This is a genomic window from Kitasatospora indigofera (assembly GCF_014655955.1).
Classification (GTDB): domain Bacteria; phylum Actinomycetota; class Actinomycetes; order Streptomycetales; family Streptomycetaceae; genus Kitasatospora; species Kitasatospora indigofera.
Map to the genome: position 1 here is coordinate 126,023 of NZ_BNBO01000008.1, position 20,961 is coordinate 146,983.

At 74.0% G+C, this 20,961-nt stretch carries 17 protein-coding genes, 1 tRNA gene and 1 riboswitch; of the genes, 14 read left to right on the forward strand and 4 right to left on the reverse strand.

All coding sequences use genetic code 11. From position 1 onward, the window contains the following. Positions 1-11 precede the first annotated feature (11 nt). The 4 genes from IE329_RS10605 to IE329_RS10620 all read left to right on the forward strand — a co-directional run bounded on the left by IE329_RS10605 (position 12) and on the right by IE329_RS10620 (position 4,829). Positions 12-743: a hypothetical protein gene (locus tag IE329_RS10605; protein ID WP_190210597.1), complete on the forward strand. Its 732-nt coding sequence runs from the start codon at positions 12-14 to the stop codon at positions 741-743. Continuing rightward, a complete protein-coding gene (locus tag IE329_RS10610; protein WP_229927335.1) occupies positions 740-2,719 on the forward strand; it encodes a serine/threonine-protein kinase in 1,980 nt (659 codons plus the stop codon). The genes IE329_RS10605 and IE329_RS10610 overlap by 4 nt, the downstream gene beginning before the upstream one ends. 385 nt (positions 2,720-3,104) lie before the next feature. Further along, the gene (locus IE329_RS41455; protein ID WP_190210598.1) at positions 3,105-3,719 is read left to right on the forward strand and encodes a SurA N-terminal domain-containing protein; all 615 of its coding nucleotides are present in this window, start codon (positions 3,105-3,107) and stop codon (positions 3,717-3,719) included. Between the two features lie 99 nt (positions 3,720-3,818). After that, positions 3,819-4,829 carry a nucleoside triphosphate pyrophosphohydrolase gene (locus IE329_RS10620; RefSeq protein ID WP_373311149.1) on the forward strand — a complete coding sequence of 337 codons (1,011 nt, stop codon included), beginning with the start codon at positions 3,819-3,821 and terminating at the stop codon, positions 4,827-4,829. Between the two features lie 120 nt (positions 4,830-4,949). Here IE329_RS10620 and IE329_RS10625 read toward each other — a convergent pair whose 3' ends face one another. Beyond that, on the reverse strand, positions 4,950-5,393 hold the full coding sequence (locus IE329_RS10625) for an SDR family NAD(P)-dependent oxidoreductase (protein ID WP_190210599.1): 444 nt from the start codon (positions 5,391-5,393) through the stop codon (positions 4,950-4,952). A gap of 147 nt (positions 5,394-5,540) precedes the next feature. Here IE329_RS10625 and IE329_RS10630 point away from each other — a divergent pair, with 147 nt between their 5' ends. The 7 genes from IE329_RS10630 to IE329_RS10660 all read left to right on the forward strand — a co-directional run bounded on the left by IE329_RS10630 (position 5,541) and on the right by IE329_RS10660 (position 13,738). Then, positions 5,541-6,794 carry a cytochrome P450 family protein gene (locus IE329_RS10630; RefSeq protein WP_190210600.1) on the forward strand — a complete coding sequence of 418 codons (1,254 nt, stop codon included), beginning with the start codon at positions 5,541-5,543 and terminating at the stop codon, positions 6,792-6,794. A 229-nt stretch (positions 6,795-7,023) separates the two neighbouring features. Further along, positions 7,024-7,196: riboswitch (cyclic di-AMP (ydaO/yuaA leader) on the forward strand. Between the two features lie 5 nt (positions 7,197-7,201). Further along, positions 7,202-8,119 (forward strand): LysM peptidoglycan-binding domain-containing protein, encoded by a 918-nt coding sequence (locus IE329_RS41830; protein WP_190210601.1) that lies wholly within the window; start codon positions 7,202-7,204, stop codon positions 8,117-8,119. A gap of 245 nt (positions 8,120-8,364) precedes the next feature. After that, the gene (gene eno / locus IE329_RS10640) at positions 8,365-9,651 is read left to right on the forward strand and encodes a phosphopyruvate hydratase (RefSeq protein ID WP_073925150.1); all 1,287 of its coding nucleotides are present in this window, start codon (positions 8,365-8,367) and stop codon (positions 9,649-9,651) included. 142 nt (positions 9,652-9,793) lie between these two features. Next, positions 9,794-10,285 (forward strand): FtsB family cell division protein, encoded by a 492-nt coding sequence (locus IE329_RS10645; protein WP_190210602.1) that lies wholly within the window; start codon positions 9,794-9,796, stop codon positions 10,283-10,285. Continuing rightward, positions 10,275-10,940 (forward strand): DUF501 domain-containing protein, encoded by a 666-nt coding sequence (locus IE329_RS10650; RefSeq protein WP_190210603.1) that lies wholly within the window; start codon positions 10,275-10,277, stop codon positions 10,938-10,940. The genes IE329_RS10645 and IE329_RS10650 overlap by 11 nt, the downstream gene beginning before the upstream one ends. Next, positions 10,937-11,881, forward strand: coding sequence for a Ppx/GppA phosphatase family protein (locus tag IE329_RS10655; protein ID WP_190210604.1), 945 nt, complete (start codon positions 10,937-10,939; stop codon positions 11,879-11,881). The genes IE329_RS10650 and IE329_RS10655 overlap by 4 nt, the downstream gene beginning before the upstream one ends. A 489-nt stretch (positions 11,882-12,370) precedes the next feature. Beyond that, positions 12,371-13,738 (forward strand): NAD(P)/FAD-dependent oxidoreductase, encoded by a 1,368-nt coding sequence (locus IE329_RS10660; protein WP_190210605.1) that lies wholly within the window; start codon positions 12,371-12,373, stop codon positions 13,736-13,738. Between the two features lie 379 nt (positions 13,739-14,117). Here the strand turns inward: IE329_RS10660 and IE329_RS10665 are convergent, their stop codons facing one another. Together IE329_RS10665 and IE329_RS10670 are read right to left on the reverse strand one after the other, a co-directional pair. Further along, positions 14,118-16,679: an ABC transporter permease gene (locus IE329_RS10665; protein ID WP_190210606.1), complete on the reverse strand. Its 2,562-nt coding sequence runs from the start codon at positions 16,677-16,679 to the stop codon at positions 14,118-14,120. 61 nt (positions 16,680-16,740) lie between these two features. Further along, positions 16,741-17,580, reverse strand: coding sequence for an ABC transporter ATP-binding protein (locus IE329_RS10670; RefSeq protein ID WP_190210607.1), 840 nt, complete (start codon positions 17,578-17,580; stop codon positions 16,741-16,743). Positions 17,581-17,850: 270 nt separating this feature from the next. Between IE329_RS10670 and IE329_RS10675 the strand changes: the two genes are divergently transcribed. The 3 genes from IE329_RS10675 (at position 17,851) to IE329_RS41835 (ending at position 19,664) form a co-directional block, all read left to right on the forward strand. Next, a tRNA-Leu gene (locus tag IE329_RS10675) sits at positions 17,851-17,935 on the forward strand. Between the two features lie 139 nt (positions 17,936-18,074). Beyond that, positions 18,075-18,992: a Bax inhibitor-1/YccA family protein gene (locus IE329_RS10680; RefSeq protein ID WP_190210608.1), complete on the forward strand. Its 918-nt coding sequence runs from the start codon at positions 18,075-18,077 to the stop codon at positions 18,990-18,992. A gap of 192 nt (positions 18,993-19,184) precedes the next feature. Next, a complete protein-coding gene (locus IE329_RS41835) occupies positions 19,185-19,664 on the forward strand; it encodes a hypothetical protein (RefSeq protein WP_308438361.1) in 480 nt (159 codons plus the stop codon). Positions 19,665-19,810: 146 nt separating this feature from the next. Here IE329_RS41835 and IE329_RS10690 read toward each other — a convergent pair whose 3' ends face one another. Next, positions 19,811-20,764, reverse strand: a complete 954-nt coding sequence (locus tag IE329_RS10690) for a hypothetical protein (protein ID WP_190210609.1) — start codon at positions 20,762-20,764, stop codon at positions 19,811-19,813. Between the last annotated feature and the right edge of the window lie 197 nt (positions 20,765-20,961).

The following is a 20,961-nucleotide window of genomic DNA, read 5'->3' on the forward strand; positions in this document are numbered from 1 at the left end:
CAGGAGCGCACATGGCAGGGCACTACCCGGGCCCGTTCGGACCGCCGGCCGGCGCTCCCGCACCCGGTGGTGCGGCCCTGCGGCCCCCGGGCCGTTTCGGGGTGCCGGGCCGGGTGCTCTGCTGCCTGGCGCCGCTGCTGACCGTCGGATTCCTCGGCGTCGTCCCGTCGTTGCTGCTGGCCGTGCGGCGCAGGCGGGTGTTCGACGTGATCGGCGCGGTGCTGTTCTGCCTGGTCTTCGTGGTCTTCCTGGTCAGCATCCCGCTCGCCGGCGGCGCCAAGCACGAGAACACCGCCGACACCACCGGCGCGGTCGCCATGGTGCTGCTCTGGCTGGGCGCGCCCCTGCACTACCTGGCGATGGACCGCCGGCCGCTGTGGCCGCTGCCGGCCGTCGCCGTGCCCGGGCCGTACTACCAGCCGGACCGGCCCGGCCACCCGCTCCACGCGGCCCCCGTCGCCTGGTACCCGCCGCCCGCCGGGGTGCCGCTGCCGGCCGCCGCCGCGCCGGCGCCGGCCGCCGAGGCCGACCCGTACGCCCTGGTGGCCCGCTACCACGCCCCTGCGGCCGCCCCGCCGGCCCCGCCGGCCCCGCCGGCCCCGCCGGCCGCGGCGACCCCGGCCCCTTGGGCGCCGCCGGCCGCCGAACCGCCCGCCGCGCCGCCCGCCCCGGCCCGTACCGGTGACGACCTCCAGCAGCTCGGCGAGCTGCTGCGCCGGCAGTCCCGCGAAGGCCGGCCGTGACCGCACCGCGAGTCGTCGGTGGCCGGTACCGGCTCGCGGAGAAGATCGGCCACGGCGGCATGGGCCAGGTCTGGGCGGCGTACGACGAGCGGCTGGACCGCCGGGTCGCCGTCAAGCTGCTGCACACCGAGCACCTCCTGCCGGCCGGCACCACCGAGCCGCACCGCCGGAGCCGGGGCGAGGAACTGCGCCGCCGCTTCCTGCGGGAGTGCCGGATCACCGCCGCGCTCGACCACCCGGGCCTGGTCACCGTCTTCGACGCCGGCGAGGACGACGGCGAGCTCCACCTGGTGATGCAGCGCGTCCCCGGGCTGAGCCTGGCCGACCTGATCGCCGAGGAGGCGCCCTTCCCGATCGGCCACGCGGCCGCCGTCGCCGCCCAGCTCTGCGCCGCGCTGGCCGTCGTGCACGCCGTCCCGGTGGTGCACCGGGACATCAAGCCCAGCAACGTGATGGTCCGTGAGGACGGCCGCGTCGTGCTGCTCGACCTGGGCATCGCCACCGCGGTGGAGGCCGACGCCACCCGGCTCACCCTCACCGGCGTGCCGATCGGCAGCCCCGCCTACATGGCGCCCGAACAGGCGCTCGCCGCCACCGCCGACGCGCGCAGCGACCTCTACGCCCTCGGCTGCCTGCTGCACGAGATGCTCTGCGGCGAGGAGCCGTTCCGCGCGCCCACCGCCCTCGGGGTGCTGCGCCGCCACGTGGACGAGCCGCCGGTACCGCTGCGCGAGCTGCGTCCCGAGGTGCCCGCCCCGCTGGAGGCGCTGGTCCTGGACCTGCTCGCCAAGCAGCCCGCCGACCGCCCGGCCGACGCCCAGCAGGTGTACGCCCGGCTGCTGCCGATGCTCCCGCAGCCGGCCGGGCCGCAGCCCCAGCCGCCGTACGGTCCGGTGCCGGACCCCACCCGCCCGTTCCGCTACCCGGGCCATCCGCAGCCGGCGCCCGTCCCGGCCGGGCCGGCGGTCGGGGTCCTGCCGCTCCCCGGGCAGCCCGTCCCCCGGCAGTCCGCTCCCCAGCCGTCCGGTGACCGGCAGTCCGTTCCCCGGCAGTCCTTCCCTGCCGGGCAGCCGGATCCGGCCGGCCCGCCCGGCGCCGTGGCCCCGGGGCGGACCGAGCCCCGGCCGCTGATGATGACGGCGCTGCCCGGCGGCCCCGCCCGGGACCAGTACCCCTCGCCCGCCGGTCCGCAGCCGCGGCCGCAGACCGGGCAGGGACCGGTGGCGCAGCCCCCGGCCGCTGGCGACCTCGCCGCGGCCTGCGCGGACCTGTCCGACCTGGTCGCCGCGAAGCGCCACGCCGAGGTCATCGACCTGGCCGCCCGGCTGCTGCCGCGGGCCCGCGCCGAGCAGGGCGACGGCGCGCCGCTGGTCCGCACCATCCGGACCATCTACGCCCGGACCCTGCTGCACGAACGCCGGTTCCGGGACGCCCTGCCCGAGTACCTGCTGCTGGCCGGTACCGCCGAGGGAGGGCCGCACGGGCCGCAGGGCCTGGACCACCGGTACCGGGCGGCCGGCTGCCTGGAACAGCTCGGCGAGCCGGCGCAGGCGCTGGCCGAGTACCAGGCGCTGCTGGCGGCCCACTCGGCCCGGCTCGACGCGGGCCTCGACCCCGGCCCCGAGCGGGTCCACGACCTGCGCGAGCGGATCGGACTGCTGCTCGCCGCCGCCGGCGACCCGGAGAACGCCTGGCAGTGGCTGCTCCAGCTGCTGCTCGACCGCGAACGGCTGCTCGGCCCGCACCACCCGGACGTCCGCCGCCTGCGGCAGAGCCTCGACCAGCTCCAGCAGCACCGCCGGACGGGGAACCCGCCGGCCGCCGGTCCGCTGGCCGCGCCCGGTCCGGTGCCCGGTCCGCTGGCCGCGCCCGGTCCGGTGCCCGGTCCGGTGCCCGCGACCCCGCCGGCCTCCGACCCCCGCTCGGCGGGCTGGCCCGCGCCGGCCCCCGGCAACCCGTACGCCACGGGACGCTGACCGGCCGTCGGGCGGACCGGCGGAATGGACCGGCCGGGTGGACCGGGCCCGGGAGGGGATCCGGACCGGCGGGCGGCCGGGCCCACCGGGGGCCCGCCGCCACGGGCCGGTTCGCCCGTTCGGAGCAGGGTCCCCGACGGCGGGCACCCGCCGCCCTACGCTCGGGGCACGCCCGGCGCTCCGGGCGCATCCGCCCCGCGCGGGCACGCCGACGCGCGCCCAGGCGCCCGAGCAGTCCGCCGGGCGCCGGGCACTCCTCGTCCGCGGGCACCCCGTCCGCCGGCGCCGCGGCCGTGCGAGCCTCGCCGACCGCCGACACGGCCGGCCCGCACCGCCCGGCCGGGCCCGTCCGCACCCCGCCGCACCTTCTGGGGAGGCTCCCGCAATGAACCGCCCGCCCACCGTCCGGCGCGCCGCCGCCCGGGCGCTGCCCGTCGCCGCGGCCGGCCTCGCCGTGCTGCTGCTCTGCTCCTGCGGCGGGCCCGTGCAGGCGGGCGCCGCGGCCGTGCTGGACGGCGAGCGGATAAGCCTCACCGCGGTGCAGGAGCGGGTGGCCGAGCTGCGCACGGTCACGGCGGCCTCGCCGGGGGACGCCGAGGCGGGGGCCGAGGGGCTGGCGCGCCGGGCGGTCACCCAGCTGGTGCTGGACGCCCTGGTCGCCCGAGCGCTGGCCGACCGCGGGCTGAGCGTCGGCGCCGGCGAGGCGGCGGCGGCCCGCGCGGCGGACGAGGCCTGGGCGGGCGGCCCGGCGCGGCTCGGACAGCTGCTGGCCGCCCGGGGCGTCCCGGCGACCGAGGTCGACCGGTACTACCTGCAGCAGGCGGGCATCCGCAGGCTGGCCGCCGCCCGGGGGCAGGACGCCGGGACGGAGGCCGGGGACACGGAGGTCCGCCGGGCACTGGCCGAGGCGGCGGCCGCCCTGCACGTCCGGGTCAATCCCCGCTACGGCAGCTGGGACGCGCAGCGGGTCGCCCTCGCCCCGGACCGGCCCGACCGCTGAGCCCGGGCGTCCGGCCCGACCGGCCCCGGGCCGAGGCCGGGGCGGCCGCCGCTCGGCGGCGGTTCCCGGGGCCCGCCCGCGGACCGGTAGGTTCGGAGGGTGACCACGTCTACGGCAGCCCCGAAGCTGATCCTGCTCACCACCACCCACCGGGTCGCCCCCGGTCTGATGTCCTGGCCGGCCTGGGAGGCCCTGCGCGGCGCGGACCTGGTGCTGGCGGCGGACCCGGAGCACCCGCAGCTGGCTGCCGTCCGGCAGGCGGGGGTCCGGGTGGAGATCGTCGAGCGCGGCACCGCCCCGGCGCTGGCCCGCCGGCTCTCCACCGGGTCCGGGCGGGTCACCGTCTGGCTGGGCAGCCCGGACGGCGACCCGGGCCTGACGGACGCCCTCGCCCGGCTCGCGGTCGAGGAGGCCGGCGCGGTGCCGGAGATCGAGCTGCTGCCCGGTTCGTACGACCTGCCGGGTGCGCGGCTGCTCGACCTGGCCTCGGTGATGGACCGGCTGCGGTCGCCCGGCGGCTGCCCGTGGGACGCCGAGCAGACCCATGCCTCGCTGGTGAAGTACCTGGTGGAGGAGGCCTTCGAGCTGGTCGAGGCGATCGAGGAGGGCGACCGGGAGACGCTGCGCGAGGAGCTGGGGGACGTCCTGCTGCAGGTGTTCTTCCACTCGCGGATCGCCGAGGAGCACCCCGAGGACCCGTTCTCGATCGACGACGTCGCGGGCGACATCGTCGAGAAGCTGATGTACCGCCACCCGCACGTCTTCGGCGACGTCGAGGCGGAGGGGACGGCCGCCGTCGAGGCGAACTGGGAGCAGCTGAAGGCGGCCGAGAAGCAGCGCGAGTCCGTCCTGGACGGCGTGCCGGCCGGACTGCCGGCACTGGCGTACGCGGCGAAGCTGGTCTCCCGGGTGCGGCGCGCGGGCTTCACCGCGGTGCCGGACGCGCCGTACGAGCTGCCGGTGGAGCTGACCCCGGAGTCGGTCGGGCGGCTGCTGCTCGCGGTGGCGCAGCGGGCGCACGACGCCGGCGTGGACGTGGACGCCGCGCTCCGGGCGAGTGCCCGTGGCTACCGCCGGGAGGTCCGGGCGGCGGAGGGCCTGGCGGACTGAAAGGGGCGGCCGGACCGGCGGCCCCGGCACCCGGCGGCACGCGCGGGCACCCGGCCGCACGCGGTGCGGCCGGTCGGGGGGCTTCGGGGGAGCGGCCGGCGCGGTCGGGCGGGGCCGGGCTCAGCCGCGCTCGGTGCCCGCGGCGGTGCCGGTGAGCGCCTGGTCGTCCGGGGCCCGGCGCTGCGGCGGGACGACCTCGCTGATCGCCTCGCCGACCAGGGCGAGCAGCTCGGCGAGCCGGTCGAGGTGGCCGGGCAGCTCGGCGGGCGAGACGATCCGCTCGCCGTCGGGCCCGGCGACGCAGAACAGGTCGATCGGGCCGAGGTGCTTCTCCGCGGTGTCGACCAGGGCGGCCACGTCGCTGGGGCGGTGGATGTCGCCGCACACCCCGACCACCGGGCAGCCCGGGCGGTCGAGTTCGGCGGCGAGGTCCTCGGCCCGGTTGGGGTGCTGGTCGGCGATGAGCACCCCGGCGGCGCCGGCGGCCGTGAACCGGCGGGCCAGGTCGGCGCCCGAACCGCCGTCCAGTACCGCGATGACCACCACTGCCCCGGCTACCCGCATGGGTGCGCTCCTCCCTGTGGGCGACACCGCACCGGCGCCCACCAAAGACATGTCGGAGGATCCTAGGCACGTCACGACCCTCCGCAACAGGGATTACCCATCAGGTGACCAGGCTCACGCCTGCCGGCCACCGGATACGGTCAGGTCATGCCGGATCAGCCCACCCCCGCCCAGCCTCCCCTCTTCACGTGGGAGTTCGCCGCCGACCCCTACCCCGCGTACGCGTGGCTGCGCGAGCACTCCCCCGTGCACCGCACCACGCTGCCGAGCGGCGTGGACGCCTGGCTGGTCACCCGGTACGCGGACGCCCGGCAGGCGCTGGCGGACGGCCGGCTCTCGAAGAACCCGGCGCACCACAGCGAGCAGGCGCACCGCACCGGACGGGTGGGGATCCCGGGCGAGCGCAGCGCCGACCTGATGACGCACCTGCTGAACATCGACCCGCCGGACCACACCAGGCTGCGGCGGCTGGTCTCGAAGGCGTTCACGCCGCGCCGGGTGGCGGAGTTCGAACCGCGGGTGCAGCAGCTGACCGACCGGCTGATCGACTCCTTCGCCGGGCGCGGCTCGGCCGACCTGATCCACGAGTTCGCCTTCCCGCTCCCCATCCACGCGATCTGCGACCTGCTCGGCGTCCCGCCGGAGGACCAGGACGACTTCCGGGACTGGGCGGGCATGATGATCCGGCACGGCGGCGGCCCGCGCGGCGGCGTGGCGCGCGCGGTGAAGAAGATGCGGTCCTACCTGCTGGAGCTGATCCACCGCAAGCGCGCCGACCTGGGCGACGACCTGATCTCCGGGCTGATCCGGGCCAGTGACCACGGTGAGCACCTCACCGAGAACGAGGCCGCCGCGATGGCCTTCATCCTGTTGTTCGCGGGCTTCGAGACCACGGTCAACCTGATCGGCAACGGGCTGTACGCGCTGCTGCGCCACCCGGAGCAGCGGGCCCTGCTGCAGGACTCGGTGGCGGCGGGGGAGACCGGGCTGCTGGCCACGGCGGTGGAGGAACTGCTGCGGTACGACGGTCCGGTGGAGCTGGCCACCTGGCGGTTCGCGACCCGCCCGCTGACGATCGGCGGGGTGGACATCCCGGTGGGGGACCCGGTGCTGGTGGTGCTGGCGGCGGCGGACCGCGATCCGGCGCGTTTCGCGGACGAGAACACCCTCGACATCGCCCGCAAGGACAATCCGCATCTCGGTTTCGGCCACGGGATCCACTACTGCATCGGCGCGCCGCTGGCCCGGCTGGAGGGCCAGGCCGCGCTTGCCACGCTGCTCACCAGGCTGCCTGATCTGCGGCTTGCGGCGGAACCGGAGGAACTTCGCTGGCGTGGTGGGCTGATCATGCGTGGGCTTCGTGAACTCCCGGTCGAATTCACCCCGGCGAAGGCGCTCTGACCGGCCGGGAAACGCTGACGGCGTGTCGGACAGGATCGCTCACGGACGCTCAGAACACGCATCAATGCGGACAAATGGGCGTGGTTTGTGAACGATCCGCCGACTGTCGTAATTTCCGTGTGATGTATGCGATATGAGCTTGTGATTGATGTGAGGATCTGTCTACTCTCCCTGGAGTTCGCAGCTGCGAACACCCGTGCGCGGTACGCCGAGTCCTGCCCGCCGCGCGTCCGGGAAACCGACCAGACCCTTGGGCAGGGGCGGGGGACCCAGGATTTTCTGCCGTTCCCCACGGCTTGGGGTGAAGCCGCATCAGGTGGAAGAAGGATTCCGCCCGAGGCGGCCGGGCCACCTCCCGGTCCGAACCCGACAGCTCACCTCGCAGGCGTGCGGAGAGGGACATGTCCATGCTGTTCGTTGGTAACGGTCGTCACCGTCGTCGTACCCAGGCCGAGAAGGCGATCGCCGTAGCGGGCGTCGCCGGGGTCGGACTCGCGATGCCGCTCCTCGCCGCCACCGGCGCCCACGCGGCCCCCGTGTCCGTCTGGGACAAGGTCGCCCAGTGCGAGAGCGGCGGGAACTGGAGCATCAACACCGGCAACGGGTACTACGGCGGACTCCAGTTCAGCCAGAGCACCTGGAAGGCCTTCGGCGGCGCCCAGTACGCCCCGCAGGCGCACAAGGCGAGCAAGGGCCAGCAGATCGCCGTCGCGGAGAAGGTCCTCTCCTCGCAGGGCCCGGGCGCCTGGCCGGTCTGCTCGGTCAAGGCCGGCCTGGCCAAGGGCGGCCCGTCCGCCCAGGTCGACACCGCCGACGCCACCACGCAGAACGCCGCGCAGGACGCCGGCACCAGGAGCGCGCAGCCCGCCCCCGCCGCGGCCAAGCCGGCGAAGCCGGCCCGGGCCACCCAGGCCAAGGTGTCGACGGACGGCCAGGGCCCCTCGTCCGGCCGCGGCGAGGCCCAGGACCCGGACTTCTCCGGCCGCACCGGCTGGGACGCGGCCAACAAGGTCTTCTGGTACCAGGTCGACGGCGGCTGGCACTGGACGAGCCACCAGGACGTCTACGACCGCCACGCGGGCGAGGACGCGCCGGAGGCCCGCACCGCCCCGGCCGCCGAGGCCCCCGCCGCCGCGCCGGCGGTCACCCCCGCCGCCGCGACGACCGGCCGGTCCTACACCGTGCAGCCCGGCGACACCCTCGGCGGGATCGCCGGCAGCCAGGGCGTGGCCGGCGGCTGGGGCGAGCTGTACGACGGCAACCGCTCCGTGGTGGGCGGCGACCCGAACCTCATCCTGCCCGGCCAGGTGCTGAACCTCGGCTGAGCGCGGCGCGCGGGGCCGTGCCGTCCGGTACGGCCCCCTTCGCCCCCGTTCACCCCGCTCTGGGTGCATCCCGTGGGGCATCCAGGTGAACTACCGGTGGGTAGCCCGGCCACACGCTGAGACGGGACCCGGGCCGACGTGGCCGGGAGAGCCCGTGCGGTTAGGCTCTGGTCGTAACGACTCCGCAATCGTCCGCAGGACTCCACAACGGTCCGCGGATACCTGCTTCCGCTAGGAGATGCCTCGTGCCGTCCATTGATGTCGTCGTAGCCCGTGAGATTCTCGACTCGCGTGGCAACCCCACGGTCGAGGTCGAGGTCGGCCTCGACGACGGCAGCACCGGCCGTGCCGCTGTCCCGTCCGGCGCCTCCACCGGTGCCTTCGAGGCGCTCGAGCTGCGCGACGGCGACAAGAACCGCTACTTCGGCAAGGGCGTGGAGAAGGCCGTCCTGGCCGTCATCGAGCAGATCGGCCCGGAGCTGGTCGGCTACGACGCCACCGAGCAGCGCCTGATCGACCAGGCCATGCTCGACCTGGACGCCACCCCGGACAAGTCCTCGCTCGGCGCCAACGCCATCCTCGGCGTCTCGCTCGCCGTGGCGCACGCCGCCTCCGAGGCCTCGGACCTGCCGCTGTTCCGCTACCTCGGCGGTCCCAACGCGCACGTCCTGCCCGTCCCGATGATGAACATCCTCAACGGTGGCTCGCACGCGGACTCCAACGTCGACATCCAGGAGTTCATGATCGCTCCGATCGGCGCGGAGTCCTTCTCCGAGGCCGTCCGCTGGGGCGTCGAGGTCTACCACACGCTCAAGGGCGTGCTGAAGGAGCGCGGCCTCTCCACCGGCCTGGGCGACGAGGGCGGCTTCGCCCCGAACCTGGACAGCAACCGCGAGGCGCTCGACCTCATCGTCGAGGCCATCAAGAAGGCCGGCTACGTGCCCGGCAAGGACGTCGCGCTGGCGCTGGACGTCGCCGCCTCCGAGTTCTTCAAGGACGGCGCCTACCAGTTCGAGGGCAAGGGCCTCACCTCGGCCGAGCTCATCGACTACTACGCCGACCTGGTCGCCTCGTACCCGCTGGTCTCCATCGAGGACCCGCTGGACGAGCAGGACTGGGACGGCTGGAAGGCCATGACCGTCAAGCTCGGCGACAAGGTCCAGCTGGTCGGCGACGACCTGTTCGTCACCAACCCGGTCCGCCTCGCCAAGGGCATCGAGACCGGCACCGCCAACGCGCTGCTGGTGAAGGTCAACCAGATCGGCTCGCTCACCGAGACCCTGGACGCCGTCGAGCTGGCCCAGCGCAACGGCTACCGCTGCATGATGTCGCACCGCTCCGGCGAGACCGAGGACGTCACCATCGCCGACCTCGCCGTCGCCACCAACTGCGGCCAGATCAAGACCGGCGCCCCGGCCCGCTCCGAGCGCGTCGCCAAGTACAACCAGCTGCTGCGCATCGAGGAGATCCTCGACGACGCCGCCGAGTACGCCGGCCGGGGCGCCTTCCCGCGCTACAAGTACGAGGCCTGAGCCCGCCCCGAGGGCTGACGCCCTCGGCGGGAGCCGCCCCCGGAGCACGGGGGCGGACACACAGCCGCTGCACCGGTGCCCCGGCTCTCACCCCGTAGGGTGGGGGCCGGGGCACCGGCGCGACCAGGAGGGGTAACGGGAGATGGCAGGCTGGAAGATTCCGGGCTTCGCGGCGCGCCCGCGATTCACGAGCCGGGCGACCGTGCTCGTCCTGGTGCTCTGCTCCCTGGTGGCGATCCTCGCCTACCCGACCCGCCAGTTCATCTCCCAGCGCTCGGAGATCTCCGCCCAGCGCGCCCGGGCCGAACACGCCCGGCAGCAGGTCGAGCAGCTCCGCCGGGAGAAGGCCCGCTGGCAGGACCCGGAGTTCGTCAAGGCGCAGGCCCGGGCCCGGCTGCACTACGCGATGCCGGGGGAGACCCCGTTCATCTCGGTGGACCCGGCCGCCGGCGCCACCAAGTCCTCCTCGGCCGGCGCCGGCGCCGCCGGCCCGGCGAAGGCCGCCAAGCCCTGGTACGCGAGCGTCTGGGACTCCGTCGACGCCGCCGACACGGCCGCCCTGGCCCCGCCCGCCGCCCCAGCCGCCGCCCCCGCCCCTGCCCCCGCTAGAGACAGCTCTCCCCATGACCACTGAGAACAGCCCTTCCGCCTCCGACGCCACCCCCGGTGCGGCCGTCGCGGACACCGACGTCGCCGCGATCGCCGCCCAGCTCGGCCGGGTCCCGCGGGGCCTGCGCGGCGTCGCCCACCGCTGCCCCTGCGGCAACCCGGACGTCGTGGAGACGGCCCCCCGCCTCGCGGACGGCACGCCGTTCCCCACCCTCTACTACCTGACCTGCCCCAAGGCCGCCTCGCTGATCGGCACCCTGGAGGCGGACGGCGTGATGAAGGAGCAGACGGCCCGGCTCGCCGAGGACCCCGAGCTGGCCGCCGCCTACCGGTCCGCCCACGAGGACTACATCGCCCGCCGCGACGCGATCGAGGTGCTGGAGAACTTCCCCAGCGCCGGCGGCATGCCGGACCGGGTGAAGTGCCTGCACGTGCTGGTCGGCCACTCGCTGGCGGCCGGGCCCGGCGTCAACCCGCTCGGCGACGAGGCGATCGGGATGCTGGAGGACTGGTGGGCCAAGGGCCCGTGCGTCTCCGCCGCCGAGGTGGCCGAGAGCGCGGCCCGGGTCGCCGAGCAGCGGGCCACCGCCGAGGACCACGCGGCCGTGATCGCCGCCAAGGAGCAGCTGGCCGCGGAACGGGCCGCGAAGAAGCGCGCGGCCGAGGAGGAGGGCGCATGAGCACCACCAGGGTGGCCGCGATCGACTGCGGCACCAACTCGATCCGGCTGCTGGTCGCCGACCTCGACCCGGAGACCGGCGGGATCACCGACCTCGACCGCCGGATGGTGATCAACCGGCTCGGCCAGGGCGTCGACCGGACCGGGCGGCTCGCCCCCGAGGCGCTGGAGCGGACCTTCGCGGCCTGCCGCGAGTACGCCGAGGTGATCACCTCCCACGGGGTCACGCCGGAGCGGATCCGCTTCGTGGCGACCAGCGCCTCGCGCGACGCCGAGAACAGCGACGAGTACGTCGACGGTGTCCGGGACATCCTGGGCGTGGCCCCCGAGGTGGTGAGCGGGGACGAGGAGGCGCGGCTCTCCTTCGTCGGCGCGACCAAGGAGCTCACCGGCGGTCAGTTCCCCTCGCCCTACCTGGTCTTCGACCTGGGCGGCGGCTCCACCGAGTTCGTGCTGGGCACGGACGACGTGCAGGCGGCCCGCTCGGTGGACATCGGCTGCGTCCGGCTCACCGAGCGCCACTTCGCCGGCGCCGAGCTGCCCACGCTGGGCCAGATCTCCGCCGCCAAGGCGCACATCAGGGGCGAGCTGGACAAGGCCGCCGAGGCGGTCCCGCTGACCGGCGCGGCCACCCTGGTCGGCCTGGCCGGCACCGTCACCACGGTGTCCGCGATCGCGCTGGAGCTGCCCGAGTACGACTCGGAGCGGATCCACCACTCGCGGATCTCGCGCGACCAGGTCGCGGAGATCGCCGGCCGGCTGCTGGCCTCCACGCACGCCGAGCGCGCGGCGATCCCCGCCGTGCACCCGGGGCGGGTCGACGTGATCGCGGCCGGCGCGCTGGAGCTGCTGGAGATCATGGGGCGGACCGGCGCCGCCGAGGTGGTCGTCAGCGAGCACGACATCCTGGACGGCATCGCCTGGAGCCTCGTCCAGGCCTGACGGACCGGCGTCGTCCGGCCCCGTCCGGGTCCGGCGCCGGGCCCCCTGTCGGCCCCGCCCGCCCCTTGCGGGGCTTACGTTTCCGGCCCCGGAGCGCCTGATCGGCGCCCGGGGCCGCGCCGCGCGCGGGGCCGGGCGAGAAAGTTCGTGAATTTCTTCACATGGCGATCCCCGCTTTCGGTGCACTGAGGGGTCCGCTACGTCCGATATGTGGGACCGAAGGTCGTCCGCAGGTGCAGGCCGCTGGTTCGCAGGTCGTCCTACGTTCCGGCGGTGGAATCGCAATCCGGAGCGGGGAACCCAAGCGCCGCACGGATCGTTGCTGCTCACGCGGGTCGATCGAACGATTGTGCTCACAGGTGACAGCTGTTACGAGTGAGTGGACGTCCCGCCCCGCCGGACGTGGCCGCGTAGTGTAGCACAGGGTGTCCAGACCCCTGTGACGGGCCTCACGAAGGGCGCCCCGGACGGTGCTGGATACTTTCGGATATGAGCACCACGGAGCGTCCTCGCATCCTCATTGTCGGCGGTGGTTACGTCGGCCTGTATGCCGCGATGCGCATCCTCAAGAAGATGCGCTACGGGGAGGCGACCGTCACGGTCGTCGACCCGCGGTCGTACATGACGTACCTGCCCTTCCTCCCCGAGGCGGCCGGCGGCAACGTCGCGCCTCGCAACCTCGTCGCGCCGCTGCGCAGCGCCCTCAAGAACGCGGAGGTGCTCACCGGTCACGTGACCGGCGTGGACCACGCGCGCAAGGTCGCCACCATCGCGCCGCCGGCCGGCGGGACCTACGAGCTGCCCTTCGACTACCTCGTCGTGGCCACCGGCTCGGTCTCCCGCACCTTCCCGATCCCCGGCCTGGCCGAGCACGGCATCGGCATGAAGACGGTCGAAGAGGCGATCAGCCTCCGCAACCACGTCATGGCGCAGCTGGACAAGGCCGAGTCCACCACGGACCCGGACGTCCGTCGCAAGGCCCTCACCTTCGTGGTCATCGGCGGCGGCTTCGCCGGCGTCGAGACCATCGCCGAGGTCGAGGACATGGCGCGGGACGCGGCGAAGATCTACAAGACCGTCAGCCGCGACGACATGCGCTTCATCCTGGTGGAGGCGGCCAACCGCATCCTCCCGGAAATGGGCCCGGACCTCGGTCTGTGGACCAAGGAGAAGCTCGAAGAGCGCAACATCGAGATCTACATCGAGACCTCGATGGACTCCTGCGTCGACCAGCACGTCGTGCTGAAGAACGGCGTCGAGGCCGACGCCTCCACCATCGTGTGGACGGCGGGCGTCAAGCCCAACCCGGTCCTGAACCACTTCGGACTGCCGCTCGGCCCCCGTGGCCACGTCGACACCGCGCCGACCCTCCAGGTCCAGGGCTTCGACTACGTCTGGGCCGCCGGCGACAACGCCCAGGTACCCGACCTCGCCGTCGGCGAGGGCGCCTGGTGCCCGCCGAACGCGCAGCACGCCGTCCGTCAGGCGATCGTCCTCGGCGACAACGTGATCGCGGGCATGCGGGGCTTCCCGCAGGCCACGTACAAGCACAAGAACCTCGGTGCGGTGGCCGGTCTCGGCCTGCACAAGGGCGTGGCGATCCTCTTCGGCAAGTACAAGCTGAAGGGCCGTCCGGCCTGGTGGTTCCACCGCCTGTACCACGGCAGCCGGGTGCCGACCATGAACCGCAAGGTCCGGGTCTTCACCGACTGGACCCTCGCGATGTTCCTCAAGCGCGAGACCGTCGGCCTCGCCGAGATGGAGAAGCCGTTCGAGGCCTTCCAGGAGGCGACCGCGCCGGCCCCCAAGCCGGTCGAGGCCAAGCCCGCCGAGAAGGAACTCGCCACCAGCAAGTAACGACCCGGCCCGGGCGTGGGAGCGCCCGGGTATGTGTCGGAGGCCCTCCGCCCGGCAGTGTCGCCGGACCACGACCTCCGTGGTGCTCAGCCGGCCGTGCGACCGGGCGGAGTACAGCAGTAGCGAGACGGACCAGAACGAGAAGGACCCCGCCGCCCCCTCCCTCAGGGGCCGAGGCGGGGTCCTTCTCGTGCGCCCGCCGCCGGGCCGGCGGCGGGGCGGCAGGGGACCGCGGGAGCGGCAGGACCGGGGGCGGGCCGGGGGCGGCCGGGACGGACGGCGGGAACGGCGGGAGGACCCCGCCCAGCCCCCGCAGGGGCCGGACGAGGTCCTCCGGTCGTGCCGTCCGGTGCCGCGGCGGCTCGCCGCCCGCCCGGGCTCAGTCGGTCTTGATGCTGTCCAGGATGTCGAGCCTGGACGCCCGGCGGGCCGGCCAGAACGCCGCCACCAGGCCGACCAGCCCGGCCAGCGCCAGGAAGAGCGCCATCTTGTCGTACGGGACGACCGTGGTCAGCCCGGCGATGCTGGACTTCATGGTGCCGTTGACCGCCCAGGCCACGAAGCAGCCGAGCAGGACGCCCACCAGGGCGCCGAACACCGAGATCACCACGGACTCCAGACGGACCATCCGCTTGATGCCGGTGCGGTCCAGGCCGATCGCCCGCAGCATCCCGATCTCGCGCTTGCGCTCGAAGACCGACATCGCCAGCGTGTTGACGACACCCAGGATCGCGATGATCACGGACATCGCCAGCAGGCCGTACATCATGTTCAGCGCGAAGGTGATGATCTGGCTGAACTGGTCCCGCACGTCCTGCTTGGTCTTCACCTCGATGGCCGGGTTGGCGCCGGTGGCGTCCTTCAGGGACTGCTTCAGCGAAGCGCTCTCGCCGCCCGCGCCCTTCACCAGCACGTCGGTGATGTACGGGTCCTGGTCGTGCTTGGCGATCTCGGCGTTGTCCAGGACGACCGGGCTGAGCATCTCGTTCTTCTCGAAGACGCCGGAGACCTTGTAGCTGCCCCTGGTGTCGTCCGGGTAGGTCACCGCGAGGGTGCTGCCGGGCACCAGCGCCTTGCTCCTGGCGAGGTCGGAGTCCACCAGGATCTCGCCCTTGCCGAGGCCCGCGCCGGAGCCGCTGGTGTAGGTCAGCGAGAGCAGCTGGTCGGCGCTCTTCGCGTCGATGCCGGTGATCGACCGGGTGCGGTCGCCGAGCTCCCAATAGACCGCGGTCAGCGCGGAGGAGGCGGCCACCCCGGAGGTCTTCGCGATCTCCGCCGGGACCTGCGGGGACAGGGCCATGCCGTTGGCCATGGCGACGTTGAAGTCCGCCTTCATCGCGCTGGTGACGGCCCGGTCGACGGCTCCGCCGACCGAGGCGCCGAGCACCGTCATGGCGCTCACCAGGGTCAGGCCGATGGTGAGGGCCGCCGCGGTGGCGGCGGTGCGGCGCGGGTTGCGCACCGCGTTCTGCCGGGCCAGCTTGCCGGGCGTGCCGAACAGCTTGCCGAGCACCGGGCCGACCAGCGCGATCACCGGGCGGGACAGCAGCGGCAGCAGGACGAAGACGCCGATCAGCGCGAGCGCGGCGCCCAGGCCGACCGGGGTCCGGCCGGAGTCGTTGCCGGTGGAGGCGCCGTAGGCGACCAGGGCCAGGCCGCCGCCGGCCAGCACCGAGCCGATCGCGTTGCGGATCACCAGGCTCTTCTGGGTGCTGGGCTGGTCGCCGCTGCTCATCGCGGCCACCGGGGCGATCCGCGCGGCCCGGACGGCCGGCAGCAGGGCGGAGAGCACCGTCACCAGGACGCCGACCAGCAGCGCGACCACGATCGTCAGCGGCGCGACCACCAGCGGGCCCGAGGGCATCCCGGTGCCGATGGCACCGATCAGCGCCTGCATGCCGGCGCCGATCCCGATGCCGGCGACCAGGCCGGCCACCGAGGAGACCGCGCCGATCACCAGCGCCTCGACCAGCACCGAGCGGGTGACCTGCTTGCGGCTGGCGCCGACGGCGCGCAGCAGGGCCAGCTCCTTGGTCCGCTGGGCGATCAGCATGGTGAAGGTGTTGGCGATGATGAAGATGCCGACGAAGAGCGAGATGAAGGCGAACACCAGGAGCATCGTCTTCATGCTGCTGGTGCCGTTGGCGACCATCTTCGCCTGCTCGTCCTTCAGCTCCTGGCCGGTCTCGATCCTGAACCGGTCGCCGTCGGCCGGGACCGCCGGGCGGACCGCGTCCGCCAGGGCCGTCTCGCCGGTGCCGGGCTTGGCCGTGACGACGATGCTGCTGTACTGACCGGGGGTCAGCAGCAGCTGCTGGGCGGTGGCGCGGTCGAAGAGCGTGAGGGTGCCGCCGGAGACCACCTGGGGGTCGTCGGTGCCGAAGATGCCGGTCAGGGTGGCGTCCACGGCCGGGCCGTTGGAGGCCACCCGGACGGTGTCGCCGACCTTGTAGCCGGCCTTGTCGGCCGTCCCGCGGTCGAGGGCGATCTCCTTGGCGGCCCGCGGTCCGCGACCCTCGGCCATCGGGTAGCGGCTGTCCTTGCCGTCGGGGCCGGGGGCGAAGTTGGCGCCGCGCGCGTTCCACGCCTCGCCGATCAGGTTGCCCTTCTTGTCGGCCACGCCGGTGAAGCCGCCGACCACGCCGCGGGCGGCGGCGGTGCCGGGCAGCGCGGCGATCTGCTGGACGGTGGCGTCGGTGAGGGCGGCCGGCCCGCGCTCGCTCTTCTCCCGGGCGCGGGCCTCCGAGCCGGCGGCGGGGTCGGTGACCTGGACGGAGACGTCCGAGAAGCTCTTGGAGTAGCTGTTGGACATGGCCTTGCCGAACGTGTCGGAGAAGACCATGGTGCCGGCCACGAAGGCCGTGCCCAGCATGACGGCCAGGGCCGTCATCAGCAGGCGGCCCTTGTGGGCCAGCACGTTGCGCAGTGCGGTGCGATACATGGATGCGTCCAGGGTGAAGGAGTCGGTACGGGCGGGGCGGGGGCGGTGGTCCGCCGGCCCGTCAGCTCGTACGGCCCTTGGCGTCGAACCGGCGCATCCGGTCCAGCACGCTGTCGGCGGTCGGGGAGAGCAGCTCGTCGACGATCCGGCCGTCGGCGAGGAAGACCACGCGGTCGGCGTAGGCGGCGGCCACCGGGTCGTGAGTGACCATCACCACGGTCTGTCCCAGCTCGCGCACCGAGTTGCGCAGGAAGGAGAGGATCTCCGCGCCGGAGCGGGAGTCGAGGTTACCGGTGGGCTCGTCGGCGAAGATGATGTCGGGCTTGCTCGCCAGCGCGCGGGCGCAGGCGACGCGCTGCTGCTGGCCGCCGGAGAGCTGGGAGGGGCGGTGCGAGAGGCGGCCGGAGAGGCCGACCGTCTCCACCACGCGGTCCAGCCACTGCTTGTCGGCCTTGCGGCCGGCGATGTCCATCGGGAGGGTGATGTTCTCCAGCGCGGTCAGCGTGGGCAGCAGGTTGAAGGCCTGGAAGATGAAGCCGATGTGGTCGCGGCGCAGCTGGGTCAGCTGCTTGTCCTTCAGGCCGACCAGCTCGGTGTCGCCGATCATCGAGGATCCGGAGGAGACGGTGTCCAGCCCGGCCATGCAGTGCATCAGGGTGGACTTGCCGGAGCCGGACGGGCCCATGATCGCGGTGTACTCGCCCTGCGGGAAGACGACGCTGACGTTGTCGAGCGCGACCACCCTGGTCTCGCCCTCCCCGTAGACCTTGTTGAGGCCGGTGGCGCGGGCGGCCGCCTGGCCGGTGCGGACGGCGGTTGCGGTCGTCGTGGTCACGGGGAACTCCTTGGGAACGAGGGGGTGAGGGGACGGGCGGGGCGAGGGCCCGGGCCGTACCTCCATGCTCCGCCACGTGATCATGGTTTTCGTCGCTCCGGGGAACGGTTGGCCCTACCGCCGCTGGGCGTACGTCCAGGTGGGCCGCCTCATCCTGCGGTATGACACGGACCCTGAGGGCGGCGGCTGGCCGGATCACTCGCCTGCCGTGGCCGAATTGCGAACAGTTCGTCAGATGGCAAGGAAACATGACAAATTCCCTGGCTGCGAACATGCGAAAGAGGGATCCGGGCGACTAGGCTCAGGGCGTGGCCCGCACGGTGCGGAGCGGCTCACGCCCGGATGGTGGAACGCAGACACGGGCAGCTTAAAACTGCTTGGCCGCGAGGCCGTGCCGGTTCGAGTCCGGCTCCGGGCACCACACTCGGATCGCGGGGGCGTTCGGCGCCGGCCCCCGCGACGCCCCGGCGGAATTCCTCCTGGAGGCGTACCCCCCGAACTTTGCCAAGCCATTACCCTTGACCCGTGGGCAGCGCCGTGCCGCCCCGGAGGGAATGAGCATGAGAAGCAGCAACCCGGTCTTCTCGCGGGAGGGGTCCTTCACCCGCGACTCCGGATACGCGGGGTTCGGCACCACCCAGCAGGCGCCGCAGGCCGGCGGCCGGCCCGCCGACAACCCTTACGGCAACAACCCGTACGCCAACAACCCGTACGCCAACAACCCGTACGCGCAGCAGCAGCAGCCCCACGGCCAGCAGCCGCTGACCGACGACCAGCTCGTCGAGATGTACCGGGCGCCCTCGGCCGGCCCGCTGGCCACCGGGCGGATGACGCTGGACGACGTGGTCGCCCGCACGGCCATGACCCTGCTCACCCTCGTCGCCGCCGGCGGCGTGGCGTGGTTCGCGCTGCCGGACGCCAACTACGGCATCGCGATCGCCGCCGCCTTCGCCGCCTTCGTGGTCGGCATGGTCGTCACCTTCAGGCGCAGCGTCAGCCCGGCGCTGATCCTGACCTACGCGGGCCTGGAGGGCTTCTTCCTCGGCGCCGTCACCCGGGTGTTCAACACCATCTGGCCGGGCATCGCCATCCAGGCCGTGCTGGGCACGGCGGTGGTCTTCGCCGCGATGCTGGTCGCCTACAAGAGCGGCCGGATCCGGGTCACCCCGCGCTACACCCGGATCGGCCTGACCATCGCGATGGCCTTCGTCGGCCTGCTGCTGATCAACATGATCGCCTCGTTCTTCGGCGCGGACATGGGCCTGCGCTCCGGGCCGCTCGGCATCGCGGTCGGCCTGATCGGCATCGCCCTCGGCGCCTTCTTCCTGTCGCTGGACTTCGCCGAGATCGAGGAGGCCATCCGGCAGGGCGCGCCCCAGCAGGAGGCCTGGCGGGCCGCCTTCGGGCTCACCCTCTCGCTGGTGTGGATCTACATCGAGATGCTGCGTCTGATCGCGATCCTGCGCGGCGACGACTAGGCACGGCCCGGTCCGGGCAAGGCCCGGCACCGCCCGGCGGGGCGCGACCCCCGCCGGGCCCCGGGCCGCCGCCCGGCCGGCCGGTACGACGACGGACCCCGGAGCCCACGCTCCGGGGTCCGTCGTCGTACCGGGGCCCGGTGGGGTCCGTCGCCGTACGGGGGTCGTTGAGGTCGCGGCTAGGCTCGCGGTATGCCCGAACCGACACCCCTGACCGAAGCCGTCGACCGCCTGGCGGATCGTTTCCGCGCGATGCCGCAGAGCCGGCTGCTGGCCGCCGTCCCGGGCCACGCCTCCCGGGCGACGGCCGTGCTCGCGCTGGCCCGGACGCTGGCGGCCGTCGCGCTGGCCCTGGAGGGCCGGCAGGCGCGGCCGTTCCCGGACGCCGGGGCGTTCGCGGCGGGCGACCAGCTGGCCGTCGCCGGGCACGATCTCGCGGCCGCGCTGGCCGCCCTCGGGCCTGCCGCCGGGGCCGCTGCCGGCTCCGCGGGCGGCGGCGGTGACAGTACTGGTGGCAGTGACAGGGGCAGCGGGCGTGGCGATCGCGAGGGCGGGCCGGTGGTCCTGCCGGTGCCGCTCGGGTCCCTGCCGGCCGGCGACCCGGCCGACGGCGCCGCCGTGCTGGCCGAGGCCCTGGCGGCGGTCGCCGCCACCGCGGAGCTCTGCGCCTGAGCCGGGCGGCCCGTACGCCCGCCTCCACGCCCCACGATGCCGTGCACGCCCGACGGCCCCGCTGCCCGGGCGGGCGGCGGGGCCGGGACGGCAGAAGGCCGGGCCGGGGCGTAACCCCGAGGCCCGGCCGGCCTTCTGGTGCCGCGTCAGATGCTGGCGACCACCCGGTCGGCCAGGACGTAGACCGTCTCCTCGTCGGTGGAGAAGGTCAGCGAGTACGAGCCGGAGAAGCGGGAGCCGCCCAGCAGCCGGACGTCCTCGCCGGCCCGCACCGCGTCGATCAGCCGGTAGGCCGCCTCGCGGTCGCCGGGGGCCACGCAGAGGGTGGTGCCGTCGGCGAAGGCGTACACGTCCAGGGTGCCGAGCGGGCCGGGCCGGACGTCGGTGAGGGCGACGCACTCGTCGGCGAGGGCGGTCAGCCGGGTGTCGGTCCACTCGCGGGACGGGGCCTGGCTGGGCACGAAGTCCGGGTGCGAGGGGTGGCGGCGCGGGTCCGGGGCGGTGGCCGGCTCGGCCTCGACGGCGGGCTCGGTGTCGAGCAGTCCGGCCTCCAGGCCGGTGGCCAGCAGATCGGCCTCACGGCGGGCCTTGGCGTCGCCGCCGGCCTCGCCGGCCGCGATCCCGGCCGGGTGGCCGGGGTGGCTCGGGTGGCCGGGGCGCAGCGGGGCGCCGGCGCCGCCCGCCGCCGTACCGCCGGCGTCACCGTCGTTGATGAGGTCCTCCAGCGCGGAGCGCAGGGCCTCGCCGAACTCCGGGTCCATGGTGCCCGCGTTGTCGGCGGCCTCCAGCGGGCCGGTGGGCCGCGGGAAGAACAGCGGCCACTCGCCGCCGGCGCCGCCGGGGGCGTCGAACAGCGGCGCGTCCTCGGCCGCGCGGGCCTCCTGCTCGGCCCAGAACGCCCGGGCCTCGGTGATCTCCCGCTCGCGGTCGGCGGCCAGCGCCTCGGTGACGGCCCGGCGTATCGCGGCCTCGTCGAGCGGGGCTTCGGCGGTGGCGGTGGAACGTGCGGCCAGGTGGCGGGAGATGCCGCGGAGATGGATCAGCACGGAGGTCGACACGGCGATGAGGATCAGCAGCAGAAGGGTGTAGACGGCGCTCACGGAACGTACTCCTAGGGAGGAGTGGAACGGGGTTACGTCTCCACACTGCCGCATGGGGGCGAGTTACTGCAGAGGCAGATGTCCGATATGTCCGTGACTTTCGTACTTGTCCTCAAATTGTTAGGTAACGCCGTTCTACGCAGCGGAGTTGATCCACTTCGGAGTGTCGATTTTCGAACCGGATCGGAGCAGATCGA